We start from the raw sequence: 22,640 nt of genomic DNA on the forward strand, positions 1-22,640 counted from the left end.
AGCAAATTCCGCTTTCAATGGCGTGCCCGGCTGACGCGGATTGCTGGATGGCATCCGATGACACCCGCTGCATGAAAGTGGTCAAGTAAGGAAAATTTTCAGGTTACTCTCGCAGTTTTCCTGAAATTCTTTGCCCGACCGCGTCTGTCTAGCAAGTGCCGCTTTCCGAAGCGGCACTTGCTTTTTCCACCCCACACAAAAAGCCTCTCCTCTTTCTCCTCCCACCAAATCTGGTTAGCATTACCTCAAGCATCGAAGCGCGGTAAAGAGCCGTCCTGGCCCCTGAACGCTGCGACCATTCAAGCCGCTGTTACCATCCAGGCGGCCGTGAGCAAAAATTATTATGAGCACCGAAACGCCAACGCTTGACCGCACGGCAGCCATCGCCCGCCTGCGGTCCCACAAAGAAAATCACAAATGGTCCCTGCGCGAACTGTTCGGCGCATCCCCAAACCGGGCCCAGGCATTCAGCGCCGAAGCCTGCGGCCTCTACCTGGATTTCAGCAAGAACCACCTGCGTCCGGAAACCCTGGAGATGCTGCTGGAACTGGCGGAGGCGCTAGACCTGCGCGGCCAGATTCACAACCTCATGTCCGGGGTGGCCATCAACAACACCGAGCACCGCCCTGCCCTGCACACGGCATTGCGCTTTCAGGGCGAGCCGCGGTCTGAGCACGAGCAGGCGGTGGCCGACTGCCGGCTGCAGATGCGCCGCTTTGTGCAGCAGGTGCACGGCGACGAGTGGCTGGGATTCAGCGGCCAGCCCATCCGCCATGTGGTCAATATTGGTATTGGCGGTTCCGATCTCGGCCCACGCATGGTGATGGAGGCTCTGCGCCCGTGGAACCGGGAAAATCTCTCGGTGCATTTTGCCGCCAACGTCGACGGTGCCGACCTGAGTGACACCCTGGCCACACTGCCAGCGGAGAACACCCTGTTTATCGTTGCCTCCAAGTCTTTCTCCACCCTGGAAACACGGCAGAACGCCCTCTCGGCGCGGCAGTGGATGCTGGATGCCGGCTGCCGTCAGGAGCAGCTGGCGCAGCACTTCGTGGCGGTAAGCAGCAATATCGTCGCCGCGCAGGACTTCGGCATTGCCGCGGAAAATATCTTCCCCATGTGGGATTGGGTGGGTGGGCGCTATTCACTCTGGTCCGCCATCGGCCTGCCCATCGCCCTCGGCTGCGGTTTCGATGTGTACGAGGAGCTGCTTGCGGGCGCCAATAAAATCGACCGCCACTTCGCCGAAGCGCCACTGGCGAACAATTTACCGGTGCTGATGGCGCTGATCCATTTCTGGTACCGACAGTGCTGGAAGACTGGCAGCCAGGTGGTGCTGCCCTACGCCCAGCGCCTGGCAAAATTCCCCGCGTGGCTGCAGCAACTGGATATGGAGAGCCTGGGCAAGAGCGTTGACCGCAGTGGCCAGCGCCTCGAATACCCCAGTGGCAGCGTCATCTGGGGCACCGAGGGCAGCAATGGCCAGCATTCTTTCCACCAGCTGCTGCACCAGGGCACCGACCTGATCCCCGCCGACTTTATCGCCATCAGGCAGCCCACCTCGGCGCTGACAGAGCAGCACCGCTGGTTGCTTGCCTGCTGCATCAGCCAGAGCCAGGCGCTGTTGCAGGGCAAGAGTCAGCAGGAGGCCAGGGAGGAGCTGGAGGCCCAGGGCTATACCCACCGGGAGGCGCACGCGCTGGCGCCACACAAGGCCATTGCCGGCAACCGCCCCAGCAACACCCTGATTGTGGAAAAGCTGGACCCCGCTCACCTGGGCGCCCTGCTCGCACTGTACGAGCACAAGGTGTTCACCATGGGGTGCCTGCTAGGCATCAACCCCTTCGACCAGTGGGGCGTGGAGCTGGGCAAGCTACTGGGCAATGCCGTGCACGAGGCCATCGGCCAAGAGGCGCCGGCGCACTGGGACGGCTCCAGCCGGGAGCTGCTGAAGCGGCTGTTCTGAGCCTCTCCTTGCTGATCCCGCACCGATCCCGCACTGCCCCCTTAATGCCGGGCTGGCTAACTTAACGGCAGCCCGGTTTCACCTATCAGGGCCAGCCAGCGTTCAATGCCTTTCAGAATCATGTCGATGGCAAAGGAACCGGTAAACAGCGCGGTGATCCTGCCAGCCACCTCCACATACCTGCGCACATAGCGCTCGTGGCGGGTCTGCACCCAGTCGTACAGCACTTTCAGCAGAATCATTGACACCAGGGCGATCAACATCGCCAGGGTAATGGCCAGGGAACCGCCCACCGCACCCAGCTGGCTGCCGGCGAGGACACTGGCACTGATGGTGCCCGGCCCGACGATAAACGGCATGGCGATCGCTCCCGCGACCTCCTGCGAATGCAGGTTGATGGACTGGATAGGCGCCCCCACCCCCAGGGTGAGCCGGATACCGATAATCAGAAAAGTGACGCCGCCGAAAATCAGGAAGGCGAGAAAGCGCACCTGCAACACATCGTCAAAGATCTGCTCACCGAACCAGGCAAACAACAGGAAGACCGAGAAGCTGATCAGGAAGGCGCGCAGCAGCAGGCCGGAAAAGACTTTCAGCTCGAGACCGCGAATCAGGTCGAGCAGATAAACACTGAGAATAAACGGGTTGAGCAGGACCAGTAACAGCAAAAACGAGCGGTTAAACTGCGCTAGGTCCAGCTCCATTGTTGGCCTCCTCCGGATTATTCAGGATTTTCCCCAGCCAGCTTTTTGATCATCGGCTGAATCAGATCCAGCGGCAGCGGAAAGACGATGGTCGAATTCTGCTCACCGGCGATATCAATGAGCGTCTGCATATAACGCAGGGTCATGGCGTTGGCGTTCTTCGACAGCTCCTCCGCTGCTTCCGTCAATTTGCGTGCCGCCTGCGCCTCACCCTCGGCGTGGATCACCTTGGCGCGGCGGGAGCGCTCGGCTTCCGCCTGGCGGGCAATGGCGCGGATCATGCTCTCGTCCAGGTCGATATGCTTGATTTCGACATTGGTCACCTTCACCCCCCAGGCATCGGTCTGCTCATCGAGGATTTTCTGAATATCCACATTGAGCTTGTCCCGCTCCGACAGCATCTCGTCCAGCTCGTGCTTGCCGAGTACCGAGCGCAGGGTGGTCTGCGACAGCTGGCTCACCGCCTCGTGGTAATTTTCCACATTAATAATGGCAGATTGCGGGTCAATCACACGGTAATAGACCACCGCATTCACCTTCACCGACACGTTATCGCGGCTGATCACATCCTGGGTCGGCACGTCCATCACCACCGTGCGCAAATCCACCCGCTCCATGGTCTGGATCACCGGGATGATGATGATCAGCCCCGGCCCCTTCACGGACTGGAAGCGGCCGAGAAAAAACACCACCGCGCGCTCGTACTCCCGCAGGATGCGGATCGCATACATCAGCAGCAGTACCACCGCTGCGATCAACAACCCCAGAAAATAACTCACCATGACTTCACTCCGTTGTTGCAGTTGTTATTGCTGCCGTCCTTTCCACTCTTTGATCAGGGCCGGGCTAGTCGGGCGCAACCCGCAGCCACAGGCCCTCTTCCGCGATCACCTTCACCGGCTGCCCCGGTGACAGCGCCACATCACAGTGTGCGCGCCAGATCTCACCGCCGATCATGATCAGGATTTCATCCGCCTCCACGGTTTTCACCCTGCCGGTGCGGCCGACCATCGCCCGCTCACTGGCCACCCGCGGCTGGCGCAGGCTGCGACCAACCGCCATCAGCAGTGCCAGCATGGCGAGACCGCTGACACCGGCCACCGCACCGATCAGCTTGCGCGACACCTGCATGCCCGGCACCTCACTGTCGATCAGCATCACCGAGCCGATCACCAGCGCTATCACGCCGCCAATACCCAGCGCGCCAAAGCTGGGCACAAAGACCTCGGCAACAATTAACAATGCCCCCACGATAATCAGCGCGAGGCCGGCGTAATTGATCGGCAACACCTGCAGGGCATAGAAAGCCAGCAACAGGCAGATCACCCCCACGATGCCCGGCACAAAAGCACCGGGGTTATAGCCTTCGAAGATGAGCCCGTAGATGCCCACCAGCAGCAGAATGTAGGCCACCTGGGGATTGGTGATCAGCCCCAGCAGCTCATTGCGCCAGTCCGGCTCGTAGTCGCGTACCGGCAGCTCGGCGATATCCTCCTGCACCGTGACCTCACCGGACTCCAGGTTAACCTTGCGGCCAGCCAGCTGGGCGATCAGCTCCTGTGGGTTTCTGGCGACGAGGTCGATGACGTTTTGCTGCTCCGCCTCCCGCGCCGTCAGTGTGGCCGCCTCGCGCACCGCCTTCTCCGCCCAGTCGGCGTTGCGCCCGTAGCGGTTGGCCAGCCCGCGGATATAGGCCACGGAGTCGTTGACCACCTTGCGTTCCATGGCGCCGGCGGGCCGGGGCGTTTCACTTCCCGACCCCGCCGCGTCTTCGCCAGTCGCTGTTTTGCCCTCGCCCCGGTCGTCATCCTTGTCGACACTTTTGTCGCCGTTTTTGTTTCCATCGCTGGCACCTGCCCCAAAGGGCTCCTGTGCCGGCTGCGGTTGCCCGGGGGCGCCGCCTATTTGCACCGGGGTGGCGGCGCCGAGAGTGGTCGCCGGGGCCATGGCCGCGATATGGCTGGCATAAAGAATATAAGTGCCGGCGCTGGCGGCGCGGCTGCCCGCCGGGTACACCAGCGTGGCGACGGGGATATCGGCGGCGAGAATATTCTGGATGATGTCGCGGGTGGCGGCGTCCAGCCCGCCGGGGGTATCCATCTGGATCAGGAACAGGCGCGCGCCCTGCCCGGAGGCCTCCTCCATGGCACGGGCCAGATAGTCGGTGGTGGCGGGGCCGATAGGGCCATTAATGGAGAGCTTCGCCACGTGCGGCGCTGGCTCCTGTTGGGCTACCGCCAGCGATGCGAGGATGGCCAGCAGCGCCAGTGCGACCAAGCCGCGGGTAGGCAGATACATTCTTTCTGAAATCCATTTCAGCATGACACCAATCCTGGCAGCGAGAATGTCGGTTCATGCAGGTTATCAGAAATCCAGCCCTGCAGGGCAGTCGTCAGGGATGCACCGGCAGGCGGGCGCGGGCGCTATAGAGAAAGAGAGCGGGAGAGAAAGAAGGTGGGAGGAAAAGAGACAGACAGGTGAAAAAAAGCGGGCAGGCGGGGCGCGGCAGTGAGGCGCTGGATCGCTGCCGGAAGGGCTGCCATCTGTCCCCTGCCCTTGCCCGCATTTCCTTGCCCCCGCCCCCAGCAACCGCTGCGGGGCAGGGGCGTCAGCATCAAATGGGCGTGCGCCGGCTCTGCCAGGTGACGGGGCGGGCGTAATCTTCCACCTTGTCCTCCACTCCCAACAGCATGGCGAACAGCGCCATACGCACCAGCAGGCCGTTGTCGGTCTGGCGGAAAATGGCCAGGCTCGGGTGCTCGTTCAGGTCGATGTCCAGCTCATTGGCCTCGGCGCGGGAGTCCCGCGGCAGCGGATGCATGATCACCGTGTTGGGCTGGGCGTGACGGGTAAATATCTCGCGGTTGAGGCGGAAACGGCCGCGATACAGGTTGGCCTCTTCCTGGGAAGCAAAGCGCTCTTCCTGGATGCGGGTGGAGTAGACAATATCCACCTGGGAAATGCTGTTTTCCAACTGGTCGGTGACCACAACGGTGTGCCCAACGGCGCGCAGCTGCTCCACCAGCGCCTCTGGCATGGCCAGCTCCGGCGGTGAAACAAAGGTCAGGTGCACCTGTTTAAACAGGCACAGCAGCTTGCACAGGGAGTGGACGGTGCGACCGTGTTTGAGGTCACCGATGAGAGCGATGCGGAAGTCATCCAGCGAGCGGCCCTTACCGGCCAGCTCTCGGCGGATCGTATACAGGTCCAGCAGGGCCTGGGTGGGGTGCTCGTTGGCGCCATCGCCGCCGTTGACCACCGGCACCCGGCTGGCGGCGGCGAACTCCGCCACCGAACCCGCCTGCGGGTGGCGCATACAGATCACGTCGCTGTAGCCGGACAGTACCCGCGCGGTATCGTAAAGGGATTCCCCCTTGGCCATGGCGCTGGCGCGGATGCCCACGGTTTCGCGCACGGTGCCGCCGAGCAGGTTGAAGGCGGCGCCAAAGCTGAGGCGCGTACGGGTGCTGGGCTCGAGGAACATATTGCCGAGAATGGCGCCTTCCAGTACACGGGTGACTCTCTCACGGCGCGCGTAAGGCCCCATGCTGTCCGCCACTGCAAAAACGCGATCGATATCCGCCCGCTCGAACTGGCTGACGGAAAGGATATTGGCTCCGATAAAGTCCATCGCTACTCCACTGACTGCGCTGCTTTGCGCTTGCTTTGCCGGGGCGCATTCTACTGGAAAACAGCCCGCCGCCCATCCCGATATTGTTGCAGTTTAGGGTGCCGGCGGCTGGCCGGCATGGCCGGCAGTCTCTGTTGTTGGGGGCCACGGCAACGGCCCGGCTCCTGCGGAAGCCATTGCCAGAAGCAGAGCCAGTACCACAATCATTGCCCTGCCCTCCTCGCCGCGCTCAGGCCAGCAGCCCATCCCCCCAGGCTTCCAGCTGGTCCAGCAGCGCCGCCTTGTGCGGGTACTGCTCGCGCAGCGCGGCAATCTCCTCAAAATAGGGCTCAAGGGTAATGCTGGCGCCGGCGGCCGGGTCCGTCAGGCGGCGGTAACGCCACGCCTGCCAGTGCTCAAGCTCCTGCGCTGACAGCGTCTCGGGAAAGTTGCGCGCGCGCAGGCGAAACAGCAGTTCCGGCAGGCGCGGGTCGGTAAACGGCACCGGCGCCGCCAGCGCCTCCGGGCCGCGGGTCTGCAGCTCCCGGTGCAGCTGGCGGCAGATATCCCGGTCGGCGTCCGCCAGAAAGCCGCTGTAGAGGCTGGCCTCCACATCCCGCTCAGGGAAATCCCCCTCGGCAAACACCTGCTGCAGTTTCTCGCGCAGGTCTGCGGAGCGCAGCGCCTGCCAGTGCCGCTCGCAGGCGGCCTTGTCGATGCCCAGTGCCGCTGCGCGCTGGTCGTCGAGCATATTCGGCGGCGCCAGCACCGGGCAGCGGTTCAGGTGAATCAGCTTCAGGCCGGCGGGCAGCTCGCCCTCCCCCAGCTTGTCGCGGGCGGTATAAAGACGCTGGCGCAGGGCATCGGCATCCAGCGTCAGAATGGGCTGCGGGTCCATGGCCAGATTGGCGGCGATGATGGCGTTGCGATTCACCGGGTGGGCCGCCAGCGGCACGATATAGGTGAGGTGGCCCTGGCTGGCCGGCACCTTGCCGGACACATGCAACAGCGGCTTGCGCGCCTGCAGATCGATCATCGCCGCCGCCTCGCGCTTGCTGCGCAGGCGGAAAACATAGTCGTACAGGCGCGGCTGGCGCTGGCGAATCAGGCGCGCCATGTCGATGGTGGCGCGCACATCGGACAGGGCGTCGTGGGCCCCTTCATGGGCGATGCCGTTGGCCGCCGTCAGCTCCTCAAGGCGGAAAGACGGTATGCCCTCCTCCCGCTGCGGCCACTGAATGCCATCGGGGCGCAGGGCGTAGGTGAGACGCACCATATCGATAATGTCCCAGCGGCTGTTGCCGGAACGCCACTCGCGCTCATAGGGGTCCAGCAGATTGCGGTAGAGGGTGTGGCGGGTGACTTCGTCATCGAAGCGCAGGCTGTTGTAACCCACCCCGCAGGTGCCCGGCGCACCCAGCTCGGCGAGAATGCGCTGGATAAACTGCAGCTCGGGCACCCCCTGCTGCTGGGCCTGCTGCGGGCTGATGCCGGTGACGATGCTCGCCATCGGCTGCGGCAGGCAGTCGTCGGCGGGCCGGCAGTAGAGCATCAGCGGCTCACCTACAATGTTCAGGTCTTCGTCGGTGCGAAGCCCGGCGAACTGGGATGGCTTGTCGGCTCCGGGGTCGATGCCCCAGGTCTCGTAATCGTGCCAGTAGAGTGTGGTTGCGCTCACGGGTCCCCCTTTTATTTGCAGGCATCATATCATCGGCCCTGACCGGTGCCGGTTGCAAAGCCCCCGGCGCCCATTAAAATTCCGCCATCCCACGAATCACAGCAGCATCTTCCCCTATGAATATTCGCCAGCTCCTTTCCGACAAAGTCCAGGCCGCCATGCTTGCCGCCGGTATCCCCGAAGAATGCGGGCCGGTGGTCGCCCCGGCCAAGAAAGCGGGCTTCGGCGACTACCAGGCCAACGGCGCCATGGCCGCGGCCAAGCGTATGGGCACCAACCCGCGCGAACTGGCGGCGAAGATCGTCGAGCAGCTGGACCGGGGCGAAATGATCGAAAAAGCGGAAATCGCCGGCCCCGGGTTTATCAACCTGCACCTGAGTGAAGCCTGGCTGGCCAGGCAGCTGAGCGCCGCCGCGCAGGACCCCAACCTCAATATCGCCCTCGATGGCGAACCACAGCGGATAGTGATCGACTACTCCAGCCCCAACCTCGCCAAAGAAATGCATGTGGGGCACCTGCGCTCCACCATCATCGGCGATGCGCTGGCGCGACTGCTGGAATTCCAGGGCCATAAGGTTATTCGCCAGAACCATATGGGAGACTGGGGCACCCAGTTTGGCATGCTGCTGGCGCACCTTTCCGACAAGCTGGAAAACAACGATGCCGAAGTGGCGCTGGCGGACCTGGAAGTCTTTTACCGCGAGGCGAAAATCCGCTTCGACGAGGAAGAGGGCTTTGCCGACCGCGCGCGGGATTACGTGGTCAGATTGCAGGGCGGCGATGCCCAGTGCCTGAAACTGTGGCGGCAGTTTATCGATATCTCCATCAGCCACAGCGAGGAAATCTACGACAAGCTCAATGTCACCCTGAAGCGCAGCGACGTCTACGGCGAGAGCGAATACAACGCCGATCTGCCGGTGCTGGTGAACGAACTGCTGGAAAAAGGCATCGCCGTGCGCGACCAGGGCGCCGTGGTGGTGTTCCTCGAAGAGATGGCGGACAAGGAGGGCAACCCCAGCCCGATGATCATCCAGAAGCGCGGCGGCGGTTACCTCTACTCCACCACCGACCTGGCCGCTATCCGCTATCGCGCCAACCACCTGCACGCCAACCGCGTGATTATCGCCGTGGACGCGCGCCAGTCCCTGCACCTGCAGCAGGCCTTCACCACCGCGCGCAAGGCCGGCTTCCTGCCGCAAGACGTTTCCCTCGAACACTGCGCCTTCGGCACCATGATGGGCGACGACGGCAAGCCGTTTAAAACCCGCACCGGCGGCACGGTGAAACTGTCGGCGCTGCTGGACGAGGCCATCGAGCGCGCGCAGAAACTGGTGGCGGCAAAGAACCCGGAACTCGACGCCGCCGCCTGCGCCGAAATCGGACGCAAGGTGGGTATCGGCGCGGTGAAATACGCCGACCTCAGCAAGACCCGCACCAACGACTACGTCTTTAAATGGGACGCCATGCTGAGCTTCGAGGGCAATACGGCCCCCTACCTGCAGTATGCCTACACGCGGGTGCGCAGCATCTTCCGCCGCGCGGGTCTGGAACCGGCGCAGCTCGGCGGCGCCATCGTATTGAAGCAGCCGGAGGAGCGCGCCCTCGCCATCAAACTGTGCCAGTTTGGCGAAGTGCTGCAGCAGGTGGCCCGGGACACCTTCCCCCACGTGCTGTGCGGCTACCTCTACGAGCTGGCCAGCGCCTATATGGCGTTTTACGAAGCCTGCCCGGTACTGAAAGAGGGAGTGAGCGAGGAAGACAAACAGAGCCGCCTGCAGCTCTGCGACCTGGTCGCCCGCACCCTGGCCACTGGCCTCGACCTGCTGGGGATCGAAGTGATGGAGAAAATGTAGAGCGGTCATTTAGCGCTGCGCGGCCCTGTGGCCGCGCTTTTCTTGCCTTACGCCAATACCTTCTGCCGCTCCCGTATCCTTCACGCTTCACGCTTCACCCTTCACCCCCCGCCAGTCGAGGCCTGCTGATGGAGAACCGCCAGTGAATATCCTTGTTACCGGCGCCTCCGGCCTGCTTGGCCGCAGCGTGCTCGCCCGACTCCAGCGCGATGCGCGCTTACAGGCCACCGGCTGCGCTTTTTCCCGCGCCGGCGACGGCCTGCTGGCGCTGGACCTCAATGACCGCAACGCGGTGAACAGCGCCCTCGATACCCTGCGGCCACGGCTGGTTATTCACTGCGCGGCGGAGCGCTGGCCGGACCGCTGCGCACAGGCGCCGGAGCGCAGCTGGCAGCTGAACGTGGCGGCCAGCGAAGCTCTGGCGCGGCAGTGTGAGGCCGCCGGGGCGCAATTGGCCTATATCTCCACGGATTACGTGTTCGACGGCAACGCCCCACCCTACGCAGTGGATAACACCCCCAACCCCCTCAACTTCTACGGTCGCAGCAAGCTCGCCGGTGAGCGGGCTGTTCTCGGCAGCGGCGACCACTGGGTACTGCGCCTGCCACTGCTGTTCGGCCCGGCGCAATATCCCGGCGAGTCCGGTGTCACCGGACTGCTGGAGACACTGCAGAACCGCACCCCGCAGGCTGTGGATTACTGGGCCATCCGCTTCCCCACCTGCGTGGAGGAAGTGGCGGACGTTCTCGCCCAGATCCTGTCCCGAGTGCTCGACGGCGCCACCTTCCACGGGATTTACCACTGGAGCGGCGACAGCGGCTGCACCCGCTATGAACTGGCACAGAAAATCGCCGACATCACCGGGCTGGACAGCGGCCATCTCCACCCCGACAGCGCCCCCCGCTTCGAACAGCCGCGCCCGCGAAACTGCCAGTTGGACAAGTCACGCCTGACCAGTCTTGGAATTCGGGGGCAGGACACCCTCGAGCGGCAACTCGCCCGCGCACTGGCACCCCTTTGTGCCTAAACCTGGGCATGAACCGGTCTCCGCACCTGAATAAGGCAAGCTGCACGTTGCAGAAGAGTTAGGGTGGCGAGGAGAAAGTGTAGCGAGGAGTTAGTGTGGCGAGGAGCGAAGCAACGAGCCCTGCCCCCCGAAGAGCCTGAAAGAATTGGGGGTAACGAGGGTGCCTGACGCAGTGAAGGGATCGCGAGCGGCGAAATGATCGAGAGAAGGTTAAGAGAGAAAATTAAGAGAGACAGTTAAGAGCGGCGACCAAGAGAAGCAACGGAGAGAAAACACAAGGAGAAGCAACAGACAGAAGCCACAGACAGAGAGAAGCGATCCGTCAGGTCAAATTAGCGATAGAGGTTGCCGCACCAGCAGCCGAAGGTGCCGGGCAAGAGCGCCGGCTCGGGGCGAGCCGGTCTGGGGCATCGACCTGGCGCGCAATTTGAGAAACGGCTTGAGAGGCATCTTGAGAGATGACCTGAGAAGTAACTTGGGGATCGGCCGGGAGGTCGTCCGGCGCCTCGCTGCTCAGAAACAGTTCCAGCAAGCGCCGCGCGGCCGCCAGCTGACCTTCATGCAGCAGCCACAACTCGGAATGCCAGACCAGTGGCGCCCCCTGCGCCTGGGGCACATCCACCGCCGCTTTCTGTGTGAGCACGGAAATGCCCGCTGCTTCCAGCACGGTATACAGGTGAAAGACCATCAACTGGTCACTGGCGATATAGAGTCTATGCGCCATGGTGGTGAGTTTCCGCAATTTCTGGGGCCATCCGCATCAGCAATGCCCGCTTATCCTTATACACTTAGCTATCCCGTGTCCCGTGTCCCGTGTCTGTGCCCTGTTGCGCGGTGTGCCCTGCCTCAGTGGGACTCTGTAAGCCTCAGCGAGCCTCTGTGGGCCTCTCTCGGCTGCGGCCAGACAGGAGCCGATCTTATACAGACGATCTTACACAGCCGGCTCTATACAGCCGGCCTTATAAGACCCGACAAAAGACCCGACACAAGACCAGAGCCTCGGCGGAGGGCGGCCAACGGCAAACGCTGTGGGTACCTTTCACCATAGTCCACCGGCAGCGGCCCCGCGTGGTCACCGCCGCAGATCGGGTAAAACACAGCGCCAGCGGGAAGCCCCCGGAGAGGCCAGAAACAAAATCTGGAAATACCGCCATTTTTAGGACAGCCATCACACAGGAAGCGGATTTACAGCAGTTTCACCGCCAATCGAAGCCTGATTGCCCGGCGGCCTTGCGGTTGCTAAGATGCGCGCGGCTCGACCGGGCGCCACGACCGCTCGCCTCTCCCGGAGGCTCTGTCCCGCCCACCTTCCCCGGTGTGGCGGAAAGCGGGAATCCCGCGGCGCTCTGCTATTTTTACCCGGTGCCACCGACCGCACGCGGGCGCAATTCCAGCGACTACTCCCTGCGATACAGGAACGAAGTTTATGACCCAGCCATCTCTTGAGCAGTTGGAACAACACGACGCATTTATTCACCGCCATATCGGCCCCGACGCGGCCCAGGTGAAAGAGATGCTGGCGACCCTCGGCGTGGCGACACTGGACGAGCTGATCGAGAAAACCGTGCCCGCCGCCATCCGCAAGTCCGATGCCCTGGACCTGGCCGATGCGGTCAACGAGGAGGAGGCGCTGGCCCAGCTGCGCGGGCTGGCCAGGCGCAACAAGATCTTCCGCACCTTTATCGGCATGGGCTATCACGACACCATCACCCCCAACGTGATTCTGCGCAACGTGCTGGAAAACCCGGGCTGGTACACCGCCTACACTCCCTACCAGCCGGAAATCGCCCAGGGCCGCCTGGAGGGCCTGCTGAACTTCCAGCAGATGATCATGGACCTCACCGGCATGGAGCTGGCCAACGCCTCCATGCTGGACGAAGGCACCGCCGCCGCCGAAGCCATGGCCATGTGCAAGCGCCAGGTTAAGCGCAACAAGTCCAATGTGTTTTTCGTGGACGCGGACTGCCACCCGCAGACCATCGCGGTGATCAAGACCCGCGCCGAGCACTTCGGCTTTGAGGTGGTGGTGGGCGATGTCGACAAGGACATCCCCGCGGAACTGTTCGGCGCCCTGTTCCAGTATCCGGGTTCCACCGGAGTGGTGCGCGACCTCACCGCAATCATCGACAAAGTGCATCAGGCCAACGCCCTGGTCACCGTCGCCGCCGACCTGATGAGCCTGGTCGCCCTCAAGGCGCCCGGCGAGATGGGCGCCGACGTGGTGGTGGGCTGCAACCAGCGCTTCGGCATTCCCATGGGCTACGGCGGCCCCCACGCCGGTTTCTTTGCCTTCCGCGAAGCCTACAAGCGCGCCGCTCCCGGCCGCATTATCGGTGTCTCCGTGGACAGCCGCGGCAATCGCGCCCTGCGCATGGCCATGCAGACCCGCGAGCAGCATATCCGCCGCGAGAAGGCCAACTCCAATATCTGTACCTCACAGGTACTGCTGGCGGTGATGAGCGCCTTCTATGCCGTCTACCACGGTCCACAGGGGCTCAAAACCATCGCCGCGCGCATCCAGCGCCTGGCGGATATTCTCGCCAGCGCCCTGCAGAAGCAGGGCTTTAACCTGACCCACGACACCTGGTTTGACACCCTCACCGTGGTCGCCGGCGACCAGCGCGACGCCATCTACCAGCGCGCGCTGGATGCGGAGATCAACCTGCGCAAGGTGGACGGGGACAAGCTCGGCATCAGCCTGCACGAGACCGCCAGCCTCGACGATGTGTGCGACATCCTCAAAGCCTTCACCGACGGTGAGCACGGTCTCGACCTGCGCGCGCTGGACAGCGAAATCGCCGCCAAGGGCCCGCTGGGCGTGCCCGCCGCGCTGGTGCGCGACAGCGACTTCCTGACCCACCCGGTGTTCAACACCTACCACTCCGAAACGGAGATGCTGCGCTACCTGAAGACACTGGAGTCGAAGGACATCGCCCTCAACCACTCCATGATTCCGCTCGGCTCCTGCACCATGAAGCTCAACGCCACCGCCGAGATGATCCCGGTGACCTGGCCCGAGTTCGGCAAACTGCACCCCTTTGTTCCCGCCAACCAGGCCGAGGGCTACGGGGAAATGTTCCGCCAGCTGCAGCAGATGCTGGCCGCCTGCACCGGCTATGACGCCGTGAGCCTGCAGCCCAACGCCGGCTCCCAGGGCGAGTACGCCGGTCTCGTGGCCATCAAGAAATACCTGGAAGCCAAGGGTGAGCACCAGCGCGACATCTGCCTGATCCCCGCCTCCGCCCACGGCACCAACCCCGCTTCCGCGATGATGGTGAGCATGCGCGTGGTGGTGGTTGCCTGCGACAGCAAGGGCAACGTGGACATGGCCGACCTCAAGGCCAAGGTGGAAGAGCACGGCGACCGCATCGCCGCGCTGATGGTCACCTACCCCTCCACCCACGGCGTGTTCGAGGAGGGGATCGTCGAGATCTGCGAGCTGATTCACCAGGCCGGCGGCCAGGTCTACATCGACGGCGCCAACATGAACGCCCTGATCGGCGTGGCCGCCCCGGGCAAGTTCGGCGGCGATGTATCGCACCTGAACCTGCACAAGACTTTCTGCATTCCCCACGGTGGCGGCGGCCCGGGCATGGGCCCCATCGCCGTGGGCGAGCACCTGAAACCCTACCTGGCGGGCCACCCGGTGACCGAGGTACCGGGCACCGATCCGGTCAACGGCACGATTTCCGCAGCACCCTGGGGTTCCGCCAGCATTCTGCCGATCAGCTGGATGTATATCCGCATGATGGGCAAAACCGGCATGAAGCTGGCCACCGAGACCGCGATCCTGAACGCCAACTACATCGCCAGACGCCTGTCCGAGCACTACCCGCTGCTCTACACCGGCACCAACGGCTTTATCGCCCACGAGTGTCTGGTGGACCTGCGCCCGCTCAAGGAGGCCAGCGGCATCAGTGAAGAGGACATCGCCAAGCGCCTGATGGATTTCGGCTTCCACGCCCCCACCATGTCCTTCCCGGTGGCCGGCACCCTGATGATCGAGCCCACCGAGAGCGAGTCCAAGGAAGAGCTGGACCGCTTTATCGAGGCCATGACGATTATTCGCCGGGAAATCGAAGACGTGGCCAACGGGGTTTACAGTGCTGACGACAACCCGCTGCACAACGCCCCGCATACCCTTGAGGATGTGATGGCGGACCAGTGGCCGCACAATTACTCCCGCGATGTGGCCGGCCGCCCCGCCCCATGGCTGAAGGCACACAAGGTGTGGCCCGCGTCCAACCGCATCGACAATGTGTACGGGGACCGCAACCTGATCTGCTCCTGCCCGCCGGTTGAGAGCTATATGGACTGAGCCATCAGCTAGTGGGCCAAGCTCTGGCCCGGCAGGTTGCCCACGGCGAAAAGAAAAATGGCGAGCAGAAGCTCGCCATTTTTTTATCTGTTGAAAGCGTCGCGCAGATACGAGTTACGCCATGGCAACATAACCCTGCAAACCCTCAATCGCGGCAATCCAGCGCTGAATATTGGGGCAGCCATCCAGCTCAAAACCGCCCTCATGGGCCACATGGGTATAGGCATACAAAGCAATATCGGCAATCGTGAACTGCTCACCGACCAGATAGGTGGATTTGGCTAACTGCTTCTCCATGATGGATAACGCCTTATTGCCCCCCGCTTGCAATGCAACATATTCATCCTTTCGATCTTCCGGCATGCCAAGGTATTTCTGAATGAACCTTGCTACGGCGATATAAGGCTCATGGGAATACTGCTCGAAGAAGAGCCACTCATACACCTTGGCCCGCTCAAACCTGTCAGCGGGCAAATACTGGCTACCTTCCGCCAAGTAACCGAGGATGGCGTTCGACTCGCACAGCACCCGCTTATCCTCGAACACCACCGTGGGTATTTTCCCATTGGGATTTAAAGCCAGGAACGCTTCGGTTTGGCTTTCCTTTTCTACCACATTGATGTGCCGCCATTCATGCTCAATCCCCAACAGAGAGAGCAGCAGCTTCACCTTGAAACAGTTACCGGACTGAATATCGCCGTACACCAGCATATCTATTCCTTTTTTATCACACCTGAAGCGCACAACCCTCACCCGGCTGTATTCACTAACCCTGTCCTGACCAGTCCCCACCGTGGCGAAGTTCAGCCACTCCGACCGGAAAAAAAGGGACAGCGGCCCCGGCCGCTGTCCCTTTCGTTGCTTCTTTCCTGCCTGGCACCGGCACCACATTAAATCAAAAGCTTTAGTGGGTGCCGGTTTGCCGAGGAAAAATATCTGCTGTAATCAGAATTCCGCGCTGGCGCGCAGATACCAGAAGCCTCCGTTAAAGCCAAATGGCGAAGTGAGGGACTGACGCACGCCCAAAAACTGCAGGGTGGGATCAGCTTCATCGTCCGGGCGGGTATCGAAGATGTTTTCGCCACCCACGGACACCTTGTAATTATCCGCCAGGGTGAACGTCGCCTCCAGGTCCACCAGGATTTCACTGCCGTAGCTGGCGGCATCGGAGGCATCCCCCGGGCCGAACAGGCCGAAAGTGGACTCCCAGCCGCTGTAGCGGTTGAAACGCAGGTAGCTGTCAAACAGGCTGCCGGTGGCGTAGCTGAAAGTCAGCGTGGTGCGATCGCTGGGCACCTGGTTCTCCAGGTCGAAAACCCGCGAGTCGTTAATGGTGTTGGCGGCCACGTTGCGCACTTCCTGCTGGTTGTGATTGTGGCGCAGGTCCACCACCAGCAGGTTGCCGGCCACTTCGAAGTCGCTGGTCACCGCGAGGTCGATACCACTCACGACGGAGTCGTAGGCATTGACGAAGTAGTTGGCATTACTGCCTGCAAGCAAAGCGGCGTTCGCCACACCGGCATCTTCCAGCAGGGCCACTTCCGCGGCACCAACGGTGTTGTTGCGCAGGGCCAGGCGGTCCTCAATTTCGATACGGTAATAGTCCAGGGTCACACTGGTGTTATCCAGCGGGTTGATCACCGCGCCCAGGGTGAAGCTGGTGGACTCCTCCGGGGACAGCGGTTTCGCGCCCAGGGCAAGGGCCACCGGGTTGTCCACCGGATAGGTGCCATTGGGGATCAGGTTGCCGCTGGAATCGGCAGTGGTGGTCACATTGAGGGTATTCACCTGACCGGGGGTCGGGGCGCGGAAGCCGGTATTGGCAGTGGCGCGCAGGGCGAAGCGCTCATTGAAATCATAACGGCCGGACAGTTTCCAGGTCGCCGTGGAACCGAAAGCGTCGTAGTCCTCGAAGCGCAGGGCCGCGCCGACAGTCAGCTGGTCGGTCACATCGGCTTCCAGATCCACATACGCGGCCACGCTCTCGCTGCTGAAGCTGCCCGCCGCTTCGGTGGGGAAGCCCTGGAAGCCGTCGGAGCCCACACCAAAGAACGCGGCGGTGGGGCCAACGGCGATGGAGGCCTCATCGCCGGCACCGATTTTATAGGTCTCATCCCGCCACTCGGCGCCAAAGGCGACGTTGAGCGGTGACGCCAGGCCCGCCAGCTCGACGGACTGCACGAAATCCGCATTCACGCTGGTCTCCTGCTGGGTCAGGGTGCCGGGGGTGAATTCGGTGGGTGACAGGGCACCGAGGCTCGGATTGATGGAATCCTTCAACACATAGGACACTTCGTTTTCCGCCGAACGGGCGCGCAGATCCCAGCTCAGGCCGGACGCCAGTTCGCCGCGGGCACCGAAGACGGCGGAGAAATCCGAGATATCCGCGCCGAACTGCGGGTTGTAACCGCCCGGGAACTGGGAATAGATGGGGTTGCGCAGTACATAGCCACTGGCGCTGCCGGCATCGGCCACCAGGTAATCCGCCGGATTCAGGCCCTGGCCGAGAATCGAGTCGATCAGGGACTGCGGCGCCTCGTCGGGCAGGAAGTCTTCATTCTTGTCGACCTGCAGTGTGTCACGGGCGGTGAACGCATGCTGCGGGTCCAGCACCGGGCCGCGGTAGAAGAAATCCGACAGGGTTTCGTTTTCCGAATAGCCCAGGTTGCCGTACAGCTCGACCCCGTTTTCCAGCTCGTAGCCGCTGTTCACAAACAGCTTCAGCGCCTCGATATCCGGGTCACCCCAGCGCTGCCCCAGGCCATCCAGCGGCACATTTTCCTCGCCCACGACACTGCCAACGATCTCCGCATCCGGACGGGCGGCGCCGCGCCAGGTCTTCTCCGCGGTGGAGTGCTCGATGGTGGCATTCACAAAGCCGCGCTCGCCGAGGGCAAAGCCGGCGTTGGCCGCCAGGCTGGTGCGGGCGCCATCGCCCTCGAAATATTCGCCGCTCTGGGCTGAGACACTGACGCCTTCCGCGTCGTCCTTGAGGATCACGTTCACCACCCCGGCAATGGCATCGGAGCCGTACTGGGCGGAGGCGCCATCGCGCAGCACTTCCACACGCTCAATGGCCGCCGACGGCAGCGCGGCAAAGTCCACCGCCTGGGCGCCCTGATTCACGGTACCCAGCGGGGCCAGCTGCAGGTTCACCAGCGCCGAGCGGTGACGGCGGCTGCCATTGACCAGCACCAGAGTGTGGTCGGGGGACAGGTTGCGCAGGGTGACCGGGCGGATAAACGCGGTGCCGTCGGCAATCGGGAAACGCTGGGTGTTGAACGACGGCGCGATCTTGGCCAGGGATTCGGTCAGATCAAAGCTGGCCTGACCGGACAGGCTTTCGCCACCCAGCACATCCACCGGAGACAGGGTCTCGGTCGGCGACACCCCCTCCACGCGGGTACCGGTGGTAATCACTTCCTCCATCCGGCGGTCATCCGCGGCGGGGGTTTCACTGGATTCCTGCGCCCACGCCGCAGCCGGCAGAGCCAGCACCGCGGCGACTGCCAGTGACAGTGGTTTGCATGAGAAGGCTTTCATGATCTCTCGTCCTCTTTTTTCTAAATTCCCTTGTGCCAGCCACCGCTGCCTAACCGCTTCGGCTCTGATTAGACGGCCGATTTCCCGGTCGGGAGCAGTACCCCAAACTGACTGAGGTTGTGATAAACAGCCTATTGAAATCGCCAAAATGGATCAATTGGCGGATAAAAATCACAAAAAAATTAGAAAATCGGCGTTTGGATTGTTAAAAGCGACGTGGAATAGTGCGCCAGGCGAAACACTATTTGCCCATTTAGGCCCAATTGAACAAAAGATCATATCCGCGCCAATGGCCGCAGCGGCTCTGCGGTCCCCGCCCGCCGGCTGAAATGCCCGCTCGCAGGGGATACTGGCCAGCTTGAGAAGGGGACTTTGTCGATCTGGATTGATCGCTCCAGACGCGGCAGCAGGGTGATCGACGCCGAGAGACAAAAACGGGAGGAAAAAGACGGGCCACCAGAGGCAGCGCTAGCGGAGCGCGGCAGATACCCCGGAGGCAATCCCATGCGACATGCCAAGCAGCCAATCGTCCAGCGGATAGAGCCTCTCAATCCCCCCGGCCGCCACTGCATATCCCAGCGCCCCGAGGTTCAAGCACACGCTCAGCCAGTAGGCGAGCCGAAAGGCGGTCTTGCTGGATTTGTGCCGCAGGTAACTCTGGGCCAGCAAAGCGCCGGGCCAGCCACCGAGGAGGGAAAGCCAGTGGAGAGTGCGCTCCGGGGTCCGCCGCAGCCCGACCACGGCCGCCCTCTTGTCCGCGGCATAAAACAGCCAGGCCACAAGGCTTAAGGCAAGGTAATAACAGACGATGGACCAGGGCAGCAGGCCTGCGGCCTGGGCAGCGGTCAGACCGGCAAAAAAACCAACCACCAGCGCCAGTGCGAAACGCCGTTGCCGCTGTGGCCGGCTGGGCGTGCGTGTCGTCACGGCCGGCTGGCGCCGTCCCGGCACTCGCCGCGCACCTCGCCGCCACCGGCGAACAGGATGCGCTCCAGCTCGAAGTAGCCATCGCGGCAGAACCCGGTCTCGGTCAACTTGCGGTTCAGGGAGCGGTTGAAAGCCAGCTCATCCACCTTCGCACCGCGGGGGCGCTGCACACCCTCGCGGCTGCTATCCCCGCGGGTGACCGGCCGCGGCACATCCGCGCGGCGCGTCTCCAGGCTGTAGGTAAAACGCTTGGCCCCGTTGGCCGCCACCTCGGTATGAAAGGTCTCGATCAGACCGGGGATGGGCAGTGGCGCCTGGCTGCCACAGGCGGCCAGCAGCAGCGACACGCACACAATAGCGGCCAGCTTCGCGGCAGCATGGCCATCATGGCAGGTTGTTTTTATCCCTATTTTTTTCACTGCTGTCTCCAGGACTGTTGACTCCCACCACGCCAGAAGACGCTATTTGAACACCACGGTCTTGTTGCCGTGAATAAAGACCCGCTCCTGCAACACCAGCTGCAAGGCGCGGCTCAGCACCGACTTTTCCACATCCCGGCCCGCTGCGGCCATGTCATCGGCGGAATAACCGTGGTCCACGTGGATCACGTCCTGCTCGATGATTGGCCCCTCATCCAGATCGTCGGTGACGTAATGCGCCGTGGCTCCGATAATCTTGACCCCACGCTCATAAGCCTGCTGGTAAGGGCGGGCGCCGATAAACGCCGGCAGGAAGGAGTGGTGGATATTGATGATGCGCCCACGGTAGCGCGACACAAAACCCGGTGTCAGCACCCGCATATACTTGGCCAGCACCAGGTAATCGGGAGCCAGGCTGTCCACCAGGGCCATCACCTGTTCCTCGTGCTGCTCGCGCTCGAGGCCCTCGGCGGGCAGGTGATGGAAGGGAATATCAAACTTCTGCACCAGCCGCCCCAGATCCGCGTGATTGCCGATAACCGCGGCGATCTCCACATCCATCGCGCCCGAGAAACACTTCATCAGGATATCCCCCAGGCAGTGGGGCTCGCGGGTTACCAGCAGCACCAGACGCTTGCGGCCGCTGGAGACCAGGCGCCGCTCGGCACCGGCAGGCAGCGCCATATCCAGATCTTCCAGCAGCGTCTCATCATTGAAATTCCCTTCCAGCGCCGTGCGCATGAAAAAGCGGCCCTGCTCGCGGTCCACGAACTCATCGTTCTTGATGATATTCAGCTGGTGCTTATAACAGAGGTTGGTAATTTTGGCGATCAGCCCCTTGGCGTCGGGGCAATCCGTCAGCAGTATCTTCTTTTCCATGGCAAAAATTCAGGCCAAATGACTGTGAGTGGAGGAAACCGAGACTATACACTAGCCGCAATGCTCTGATCACTTCGCCTTGACCGGCTGGACAAAAAACAGGGGGAACCAACAGGTACACCATGGACAAAAAGCTCTATTCCGAACATCTCGCCACACTCAGAAACCGCTATGACGAGATTCTCGAGCAGTGTGGTTACGAGACTCTGAACGTGTTCAGCGGCAAGTCGAAAGTCCAGTTTCTCGACGACAACTACTACCCCTTCCGGGTCAACCCGCAGTTCAAGGCGCTGGTTCCCGTCACCGATAACCCACACAGCTGGGTTATCTACACTCGCGGCAAAAAACCCAAACTGCTGTTCTATCGGCCGGTGGATTTCTGGCACTACGTGCCGCCCGCCCCGCAGACTTTCTGGAGCGACGAATACGAGATCGAACTGCTGAGCAAACCCGCAGACGCGCAGCAGTTCCTCACTGCCGAGCGGGCGGCCTTTATCGGTGAGCCGGAAGGGCTGCAGGGCTGGCCCCTTGGCGACCACAACCCGGAGCCGCTGCTGGCGCGGCTGCACTGGGCGCGCGCCTACAAAACCCCCTATGAAATGGCCTGCCTGCGCCAGGCCAACCAACTCGCGGTGCGCGCCCACCGCGCCGCCGAGGCCGCCTTCCGCGAAGGCGCCAGTGAATTCGAAATCAACCTCGCCTATCTCAAGGCCGCGGGCCAGGGCGAAAGCCAGATGCCCTACGGCAACATTGTCGGCCTGAATGAGCACGCGGCGATTCTGCATTACACCCACCTCAATACCGCGCGCCTGCCCGAGACGGAGCTGCGCAGCTTTCTGATCGACGCCGGGGCCGACTGCCACGGCTACTGCGCGGACATCACCCGAACCTATGCCTACCGGGATGGGGAGTTCGCCGAGTTGGTGGCGGCCATGGACGAGAAGGAACAGGAGCTGGTGGCAGGGCTGAAACCCGGGGTTGCCTACCCGGACCTGCACCGGGAGTGCCACCACAAAGTGGGGCAGCTTTTGCAGCAGCTTGGCGTCATCAAAACTTCCGCCGAGAGCGCGGTGGCAAGCGGCCTGACACGCACCTTTATGCCCCACGGCCTCGGCCACTTTCTCGGCCTGCAGGTGCACGATGTGGGCGGCCACCAGAGCGCAGCGGAGGGCGGCATCACACCGCCGCCGCAGGAATACCCGTTCCTGCGCACCTCGCGCACCATTGAAGCGAATCAGGTTTTCACCATCGAACCCGGCCTGTACTTTATCGACAGCCTGCTTTCCGAACTGAAAGACAGCGCACTGGCCAGCGAAGTGCACTGGGACAAGGTTGAAGCACTGCGCCCTTACGGCGGTGTGCGTATCGAAGACAATGTGATCGTGCACAGCGACCGGATTGAAAACATCACCCGCGATGCTTACGAGCAATAAATACGACCAGTCAATACGGCAAATGAATCCAGTCAATACGGTAATTGAATAAGGAATGTGCTGAGGATAAGAGGATAAATAGTCGCCACCATTAGCCCGCTTCCCGCAGGCTTGCCCCCGCTCCGATCCCTTGATCATTTGATCATTTGGTCACTTGATCCCGCAGCTTGATAGAGCAGCGGGATCATCACTTTCTCACAGCAGAAAACCCCGGCCCCAAAACAGCGACCTTGAAAAAAGCCGCCTTCAAACAACCATTTCACAACAGCGACCACCCGACAGC

The 22,640-nt window shown here is 62.3% G+C and carries 16 protein-coding genes; 5 read left to right on the top strand and 11 right to left on the bottom strand.

Annotated elements, in window-relative coordinates:
* Positions 1-343 precede the first annotated feature (343 nt).
* The gene (pgi, locus tag ABEA58_RS07790; protein WP_345550331.1) at positions 344-1,966 is read left to right on the top strand and encodes a glucose-6-phosphate isomerase; all 1,623 of its coding nucleotides are present in this window, start codon (positions 344-346) and stop codon (positions 1,964-1,966) included.
* Positions 1,967-2,022: 56 nt separating this feature from the next.
* Here pgi and ABEA58_RS07795 read toward each other — a convergent pair whose 3' ends face one another.
* The 5 genes from ABEA58_RS07795 to sbcB form a co-directional block, all read right to left on the bottom strand.
* Positions 2,023-2,670 (bottom strand): MarC family protein, encoded by a 648-nt coding sequence (locus ABEA58_RS07795; RefSeq protein ID WP_345550332.1) that lies wholly within the window; start codon positions 2,668-2,670, stop codon positions 2,023-2,025.
* Positions 2,671-2,687: 17 nt separating this feature from the next.
* The gene (locus ABEA58_RS07800; RefSeq protein ID WP_345550333.1) at positions 2,688-3,452 is read right to left on the bottom strand and encodes a slipin family protein; all 765 of its coding nucleotides are present in this window, start codon (positions 3,450-3,452) and stop codon (positions 2,688-2,690) included.
* Between the two features lie 64 nt (positions 3,453-3,516).
* Entirely contained in the window at positions 3,517-4,992 is a 1,476-nt protein-coding gene (locus tag ABEA58_RS07805) for an NfeD family protein (protein WP_345550335.1), read from the bottom strand.
* A 292-nt stretch (positions 4,993-5,284) separates the two neighbouring features.
* On the bottom strand, positions 5,285-6,301 hold the full coding sequence (locus ABEA58_RS07810) for an aspartate carbamoyltransferase (RefSeq protein WP_345550337.1): 1,017 nt from the start codon (positions 6,299-6,301) through the stop codon (positions 5,285-5,287).
* Between the two features lie 229 nt (positions 6,302-6,530).
* A complete protein-coding gene (sbcB, locus tag ABEA58_RS07815) occupies positions 6,531-7,958 on the bottom strand; it encodes an exodeoxyribonuclease I (protein WP_345550339.1) in 1,428 nt (475 codons plus the stop codon).
* Between the two features lie 116 nt (positions 7,959-8,074).
* On the opposite strand from sbcB, the gene argS reads away from it, so the two are divergent.
* The gene (argS, locus tag ABEA58_RS07820) at positions 8,075-9,811 is read left to right on the top strand and encodes an arginine--tRNA ligase (protein WP_345550340.1); all 1,737 of its coding nucleotides are present in this window, start codon (positions 8,075-8,077) and stop codon (positions 9,809-9,811) included.
* Positions 9,812-9,953: 142 nt separating this feature from the next.
* The gene (locus tag ABEA58_RS07825) at positions 9,954-10,838 is read left to right on the top strand and encodes a dTDP-4-dehydrorhamnose reductase family protein (RefSeq protein WP_345550342.1); all 885 of its coding nucleotides are present in this window, start codon (positions 9,954-9,956) and stop codon (positions 10,836-10,838) included.
* 322 nt (positions 10,839-11,160) lie between these two features.
* Here the strand turns inward: ABEA58_RS07825 and ABEA58_RS07830 are convergent, their stop codons facing one another.
* Positions 11,161-11,580, bottom strand: a complete 420-nt coding sequence (locus ABEA58_RS07830; protein WP_345550344.1) for a hypothetical protein — start codon at positions 11,578-11,580, stop codon at positions 11,161-11,163.
* 684 nt (positions 11,581-12,264) lie between these two features.
* Between ABEA58_RS07830 and gcvP the strand changes: the two genes are divergently transcribed.
* Positions 12,265-15,156, top strand: coding sequence for an aminomethyl-transferring glycine dehydrogenase (gene gcvP, locus ABEA58_RS07835; protein WP_345550346.1), 2,892 nt, complete (start codon positions 12,265-12,267; stop codon positions 15,154-15,156).
* A 114-nt stretch (positions 15,157-15,270) separates the two neighbouring features.
* Here the strand turns inward: gcvP and ABEA58_RS07840 are convergent, their stop codons facing one another.
* The 5 genes from ABEA58_RS07840 to purU all read right to left on the bottom strand — a co-directional run bounded on the left by ABEA58_RS07840 (position 15,271) and on the right by purU (position 20,924).
* Positions 15,271-15,867 carry a glutathione S-transferase family protein gene (locus ABEA58_RS07840; RefSeq protein WP_345550348.1) on the bottom strand — a complete coding sequence of 199 codons (597 nt, stop codon included), beginning with the start codon at positions 15,865-15,867 and terminating at the stop codon, positions 15,271-15,273.
* 234 nt (positions 15,868-16,101) lie between these two features.
* The gene (locus tag ABEA58_RS07845) at positions 16,102-18,699 is read right to left on the bottom strand and encodes a TonB-dependent receptor plug domain-containing protein (protein WP_345550350.1); all 2,598 of its coding nucleotides are present in this window, start codon (positions 18,697-18,699) and stop codon (positions 16,102-16,104) included.
* Positions 18,700-19,167: 468 nt separating this feature from the next.
* Complete coding sequence (locus ABEA58_RS07850) at positions 19,168-19,626, bottom strand: DUF1294 domain-containing protein (RefSeq protein WP_345550352.1); 459 nt, start codon at positions 19,624-19,626, stop codon at positions 19,168-19,170.
* Positions 19,623-20,045: a hypothetical protein gene (locus ABEA58_RS07855; protein WP_345550354.1), complete on the bottom strand. Its 423-nt coding sequence runs from the start codon at positions 20,043-20,045 to the stop codon at positions 19,623-19,625. The genes ABEA58_RS07850 and ABEA58_RS07855 overlap by 4 nt, the downstream gene beginning before the upstream one ends.
* Positions 20,046-20,087: 42 nt before the next feature.
* Positions 20,088-20,924: a formyltetrahydrofolate deformylase gene (gene purU, locus ABEA58_RS07860; RefSeq protein WP_345550356.1), complete on the bottom strand. Its 837-nt coding sequence runs from the start codon at positions 20,922-20,924 to the stop codon at positions 20,088-20,090.
* A gap of 122 nt (positions 20,925-21,046) precedes the next feature.
* Here purU and pepQ point away from each other — a divergent pair, with 122 nt between their 5' ends.
* Positions 21,047-22,357: a Xaa-Pro dipeptidase gene (pepQ, locus tag ABEA58_RS07865; protein ID WP_345550358.1), complete on the top strand. Its 1,311-nt coding sequence runs from the start codon at positions 21,047-21,049 to the stop codon at positions 22,355-22,357.
* The last annotated feature ends 283 nt before the right edge of the window (positions 22,358-22,640 follow it).

Source organism: Microbulbifer aestuariivivens, from assembly GCF_039545115.1.
Taxonomy (GTDB): domain Bacteria; phylum Pseudomonadota; class Gammaproteobacteria; order Pseudomonadales; family Cellvibrionaceae; genus Microbulbifer; species Microbulbifer aestuariivivens.

Coding starts and splice junctions, on each gene's coding strand:
- ABEA58_RS07800 (WP_345550333.1), bottom strand. CDS start 3,452: ATGGTGAGTTATTTTCTGGGGTTGTTGATCGCAGCGGTGGTACTGCTG.
- gcvP (WP_345550346.1), top strand. CDS start 12,265: ATGACCCAGCCATCTCTTGAGCAGTTGGAACAACACGACGCATTTATT.
- ABEA58_RS07795 (WP_345550332.1), bottom strand. CDS start 2,670: ATGGAGCTGGACCTAGCGCAGTTTAACCGCTCGTTTTTGCTGTTACTG.
- ABEA58_RS07810 (WP_345550337.1), bottom strand. CDS start 6,301: ATGGACTTTATCGGAGCCAATATCCTTTCCGTCAGCCAGTTCGAGCGG.
- pepQ (WP_345550358.1), top strand. CDS start 21,047: ATGGACAAAAAGCTCTATTCCGAACATCTCGCCACACTCAGAAACCGC.
- ABEA58_RS07840 (WP_345550348.1), bottom strand. CDS start 15,867: ATGCTGGTGTACGGCGATATTCAGTCCGGTAACTGTTTCAAGGTGAAG.
- pgi (WP_345550331.1), top strand. CDS start 344: ATGAGCACCGAAACGCCAACGCTTGACCGCACGGCAGCCATCGCCCGC.
- argS (WP_345550340.1), top strand. CDS start 8,075: ATGAATATTCGCCAGCTCCTTTCCGACAAAGTCCAGGCCGCCATGCTT.
- purU (WP_345550356.1), bottom strand. CDS start 20,924: ATGGAAAAGAAGATACTGCTGACGGATTGCCCCGACGCCAAGGGGCTG.
- ABEA58_RS07805 (WP_345550335.1), bottom strand. CDS start 4,992: ATGCTGAAATGGATTTCAGAAAGAATGTATCTGCCTACCCGCGGCTTG.
- ABEA58_RS07845 (WP_345550350.1), bottom strand. CDS start 18,699: ATGAAAGCCTTCTCATGCAAACCACTGTCACTGGCAGTCGCCGCGGTG.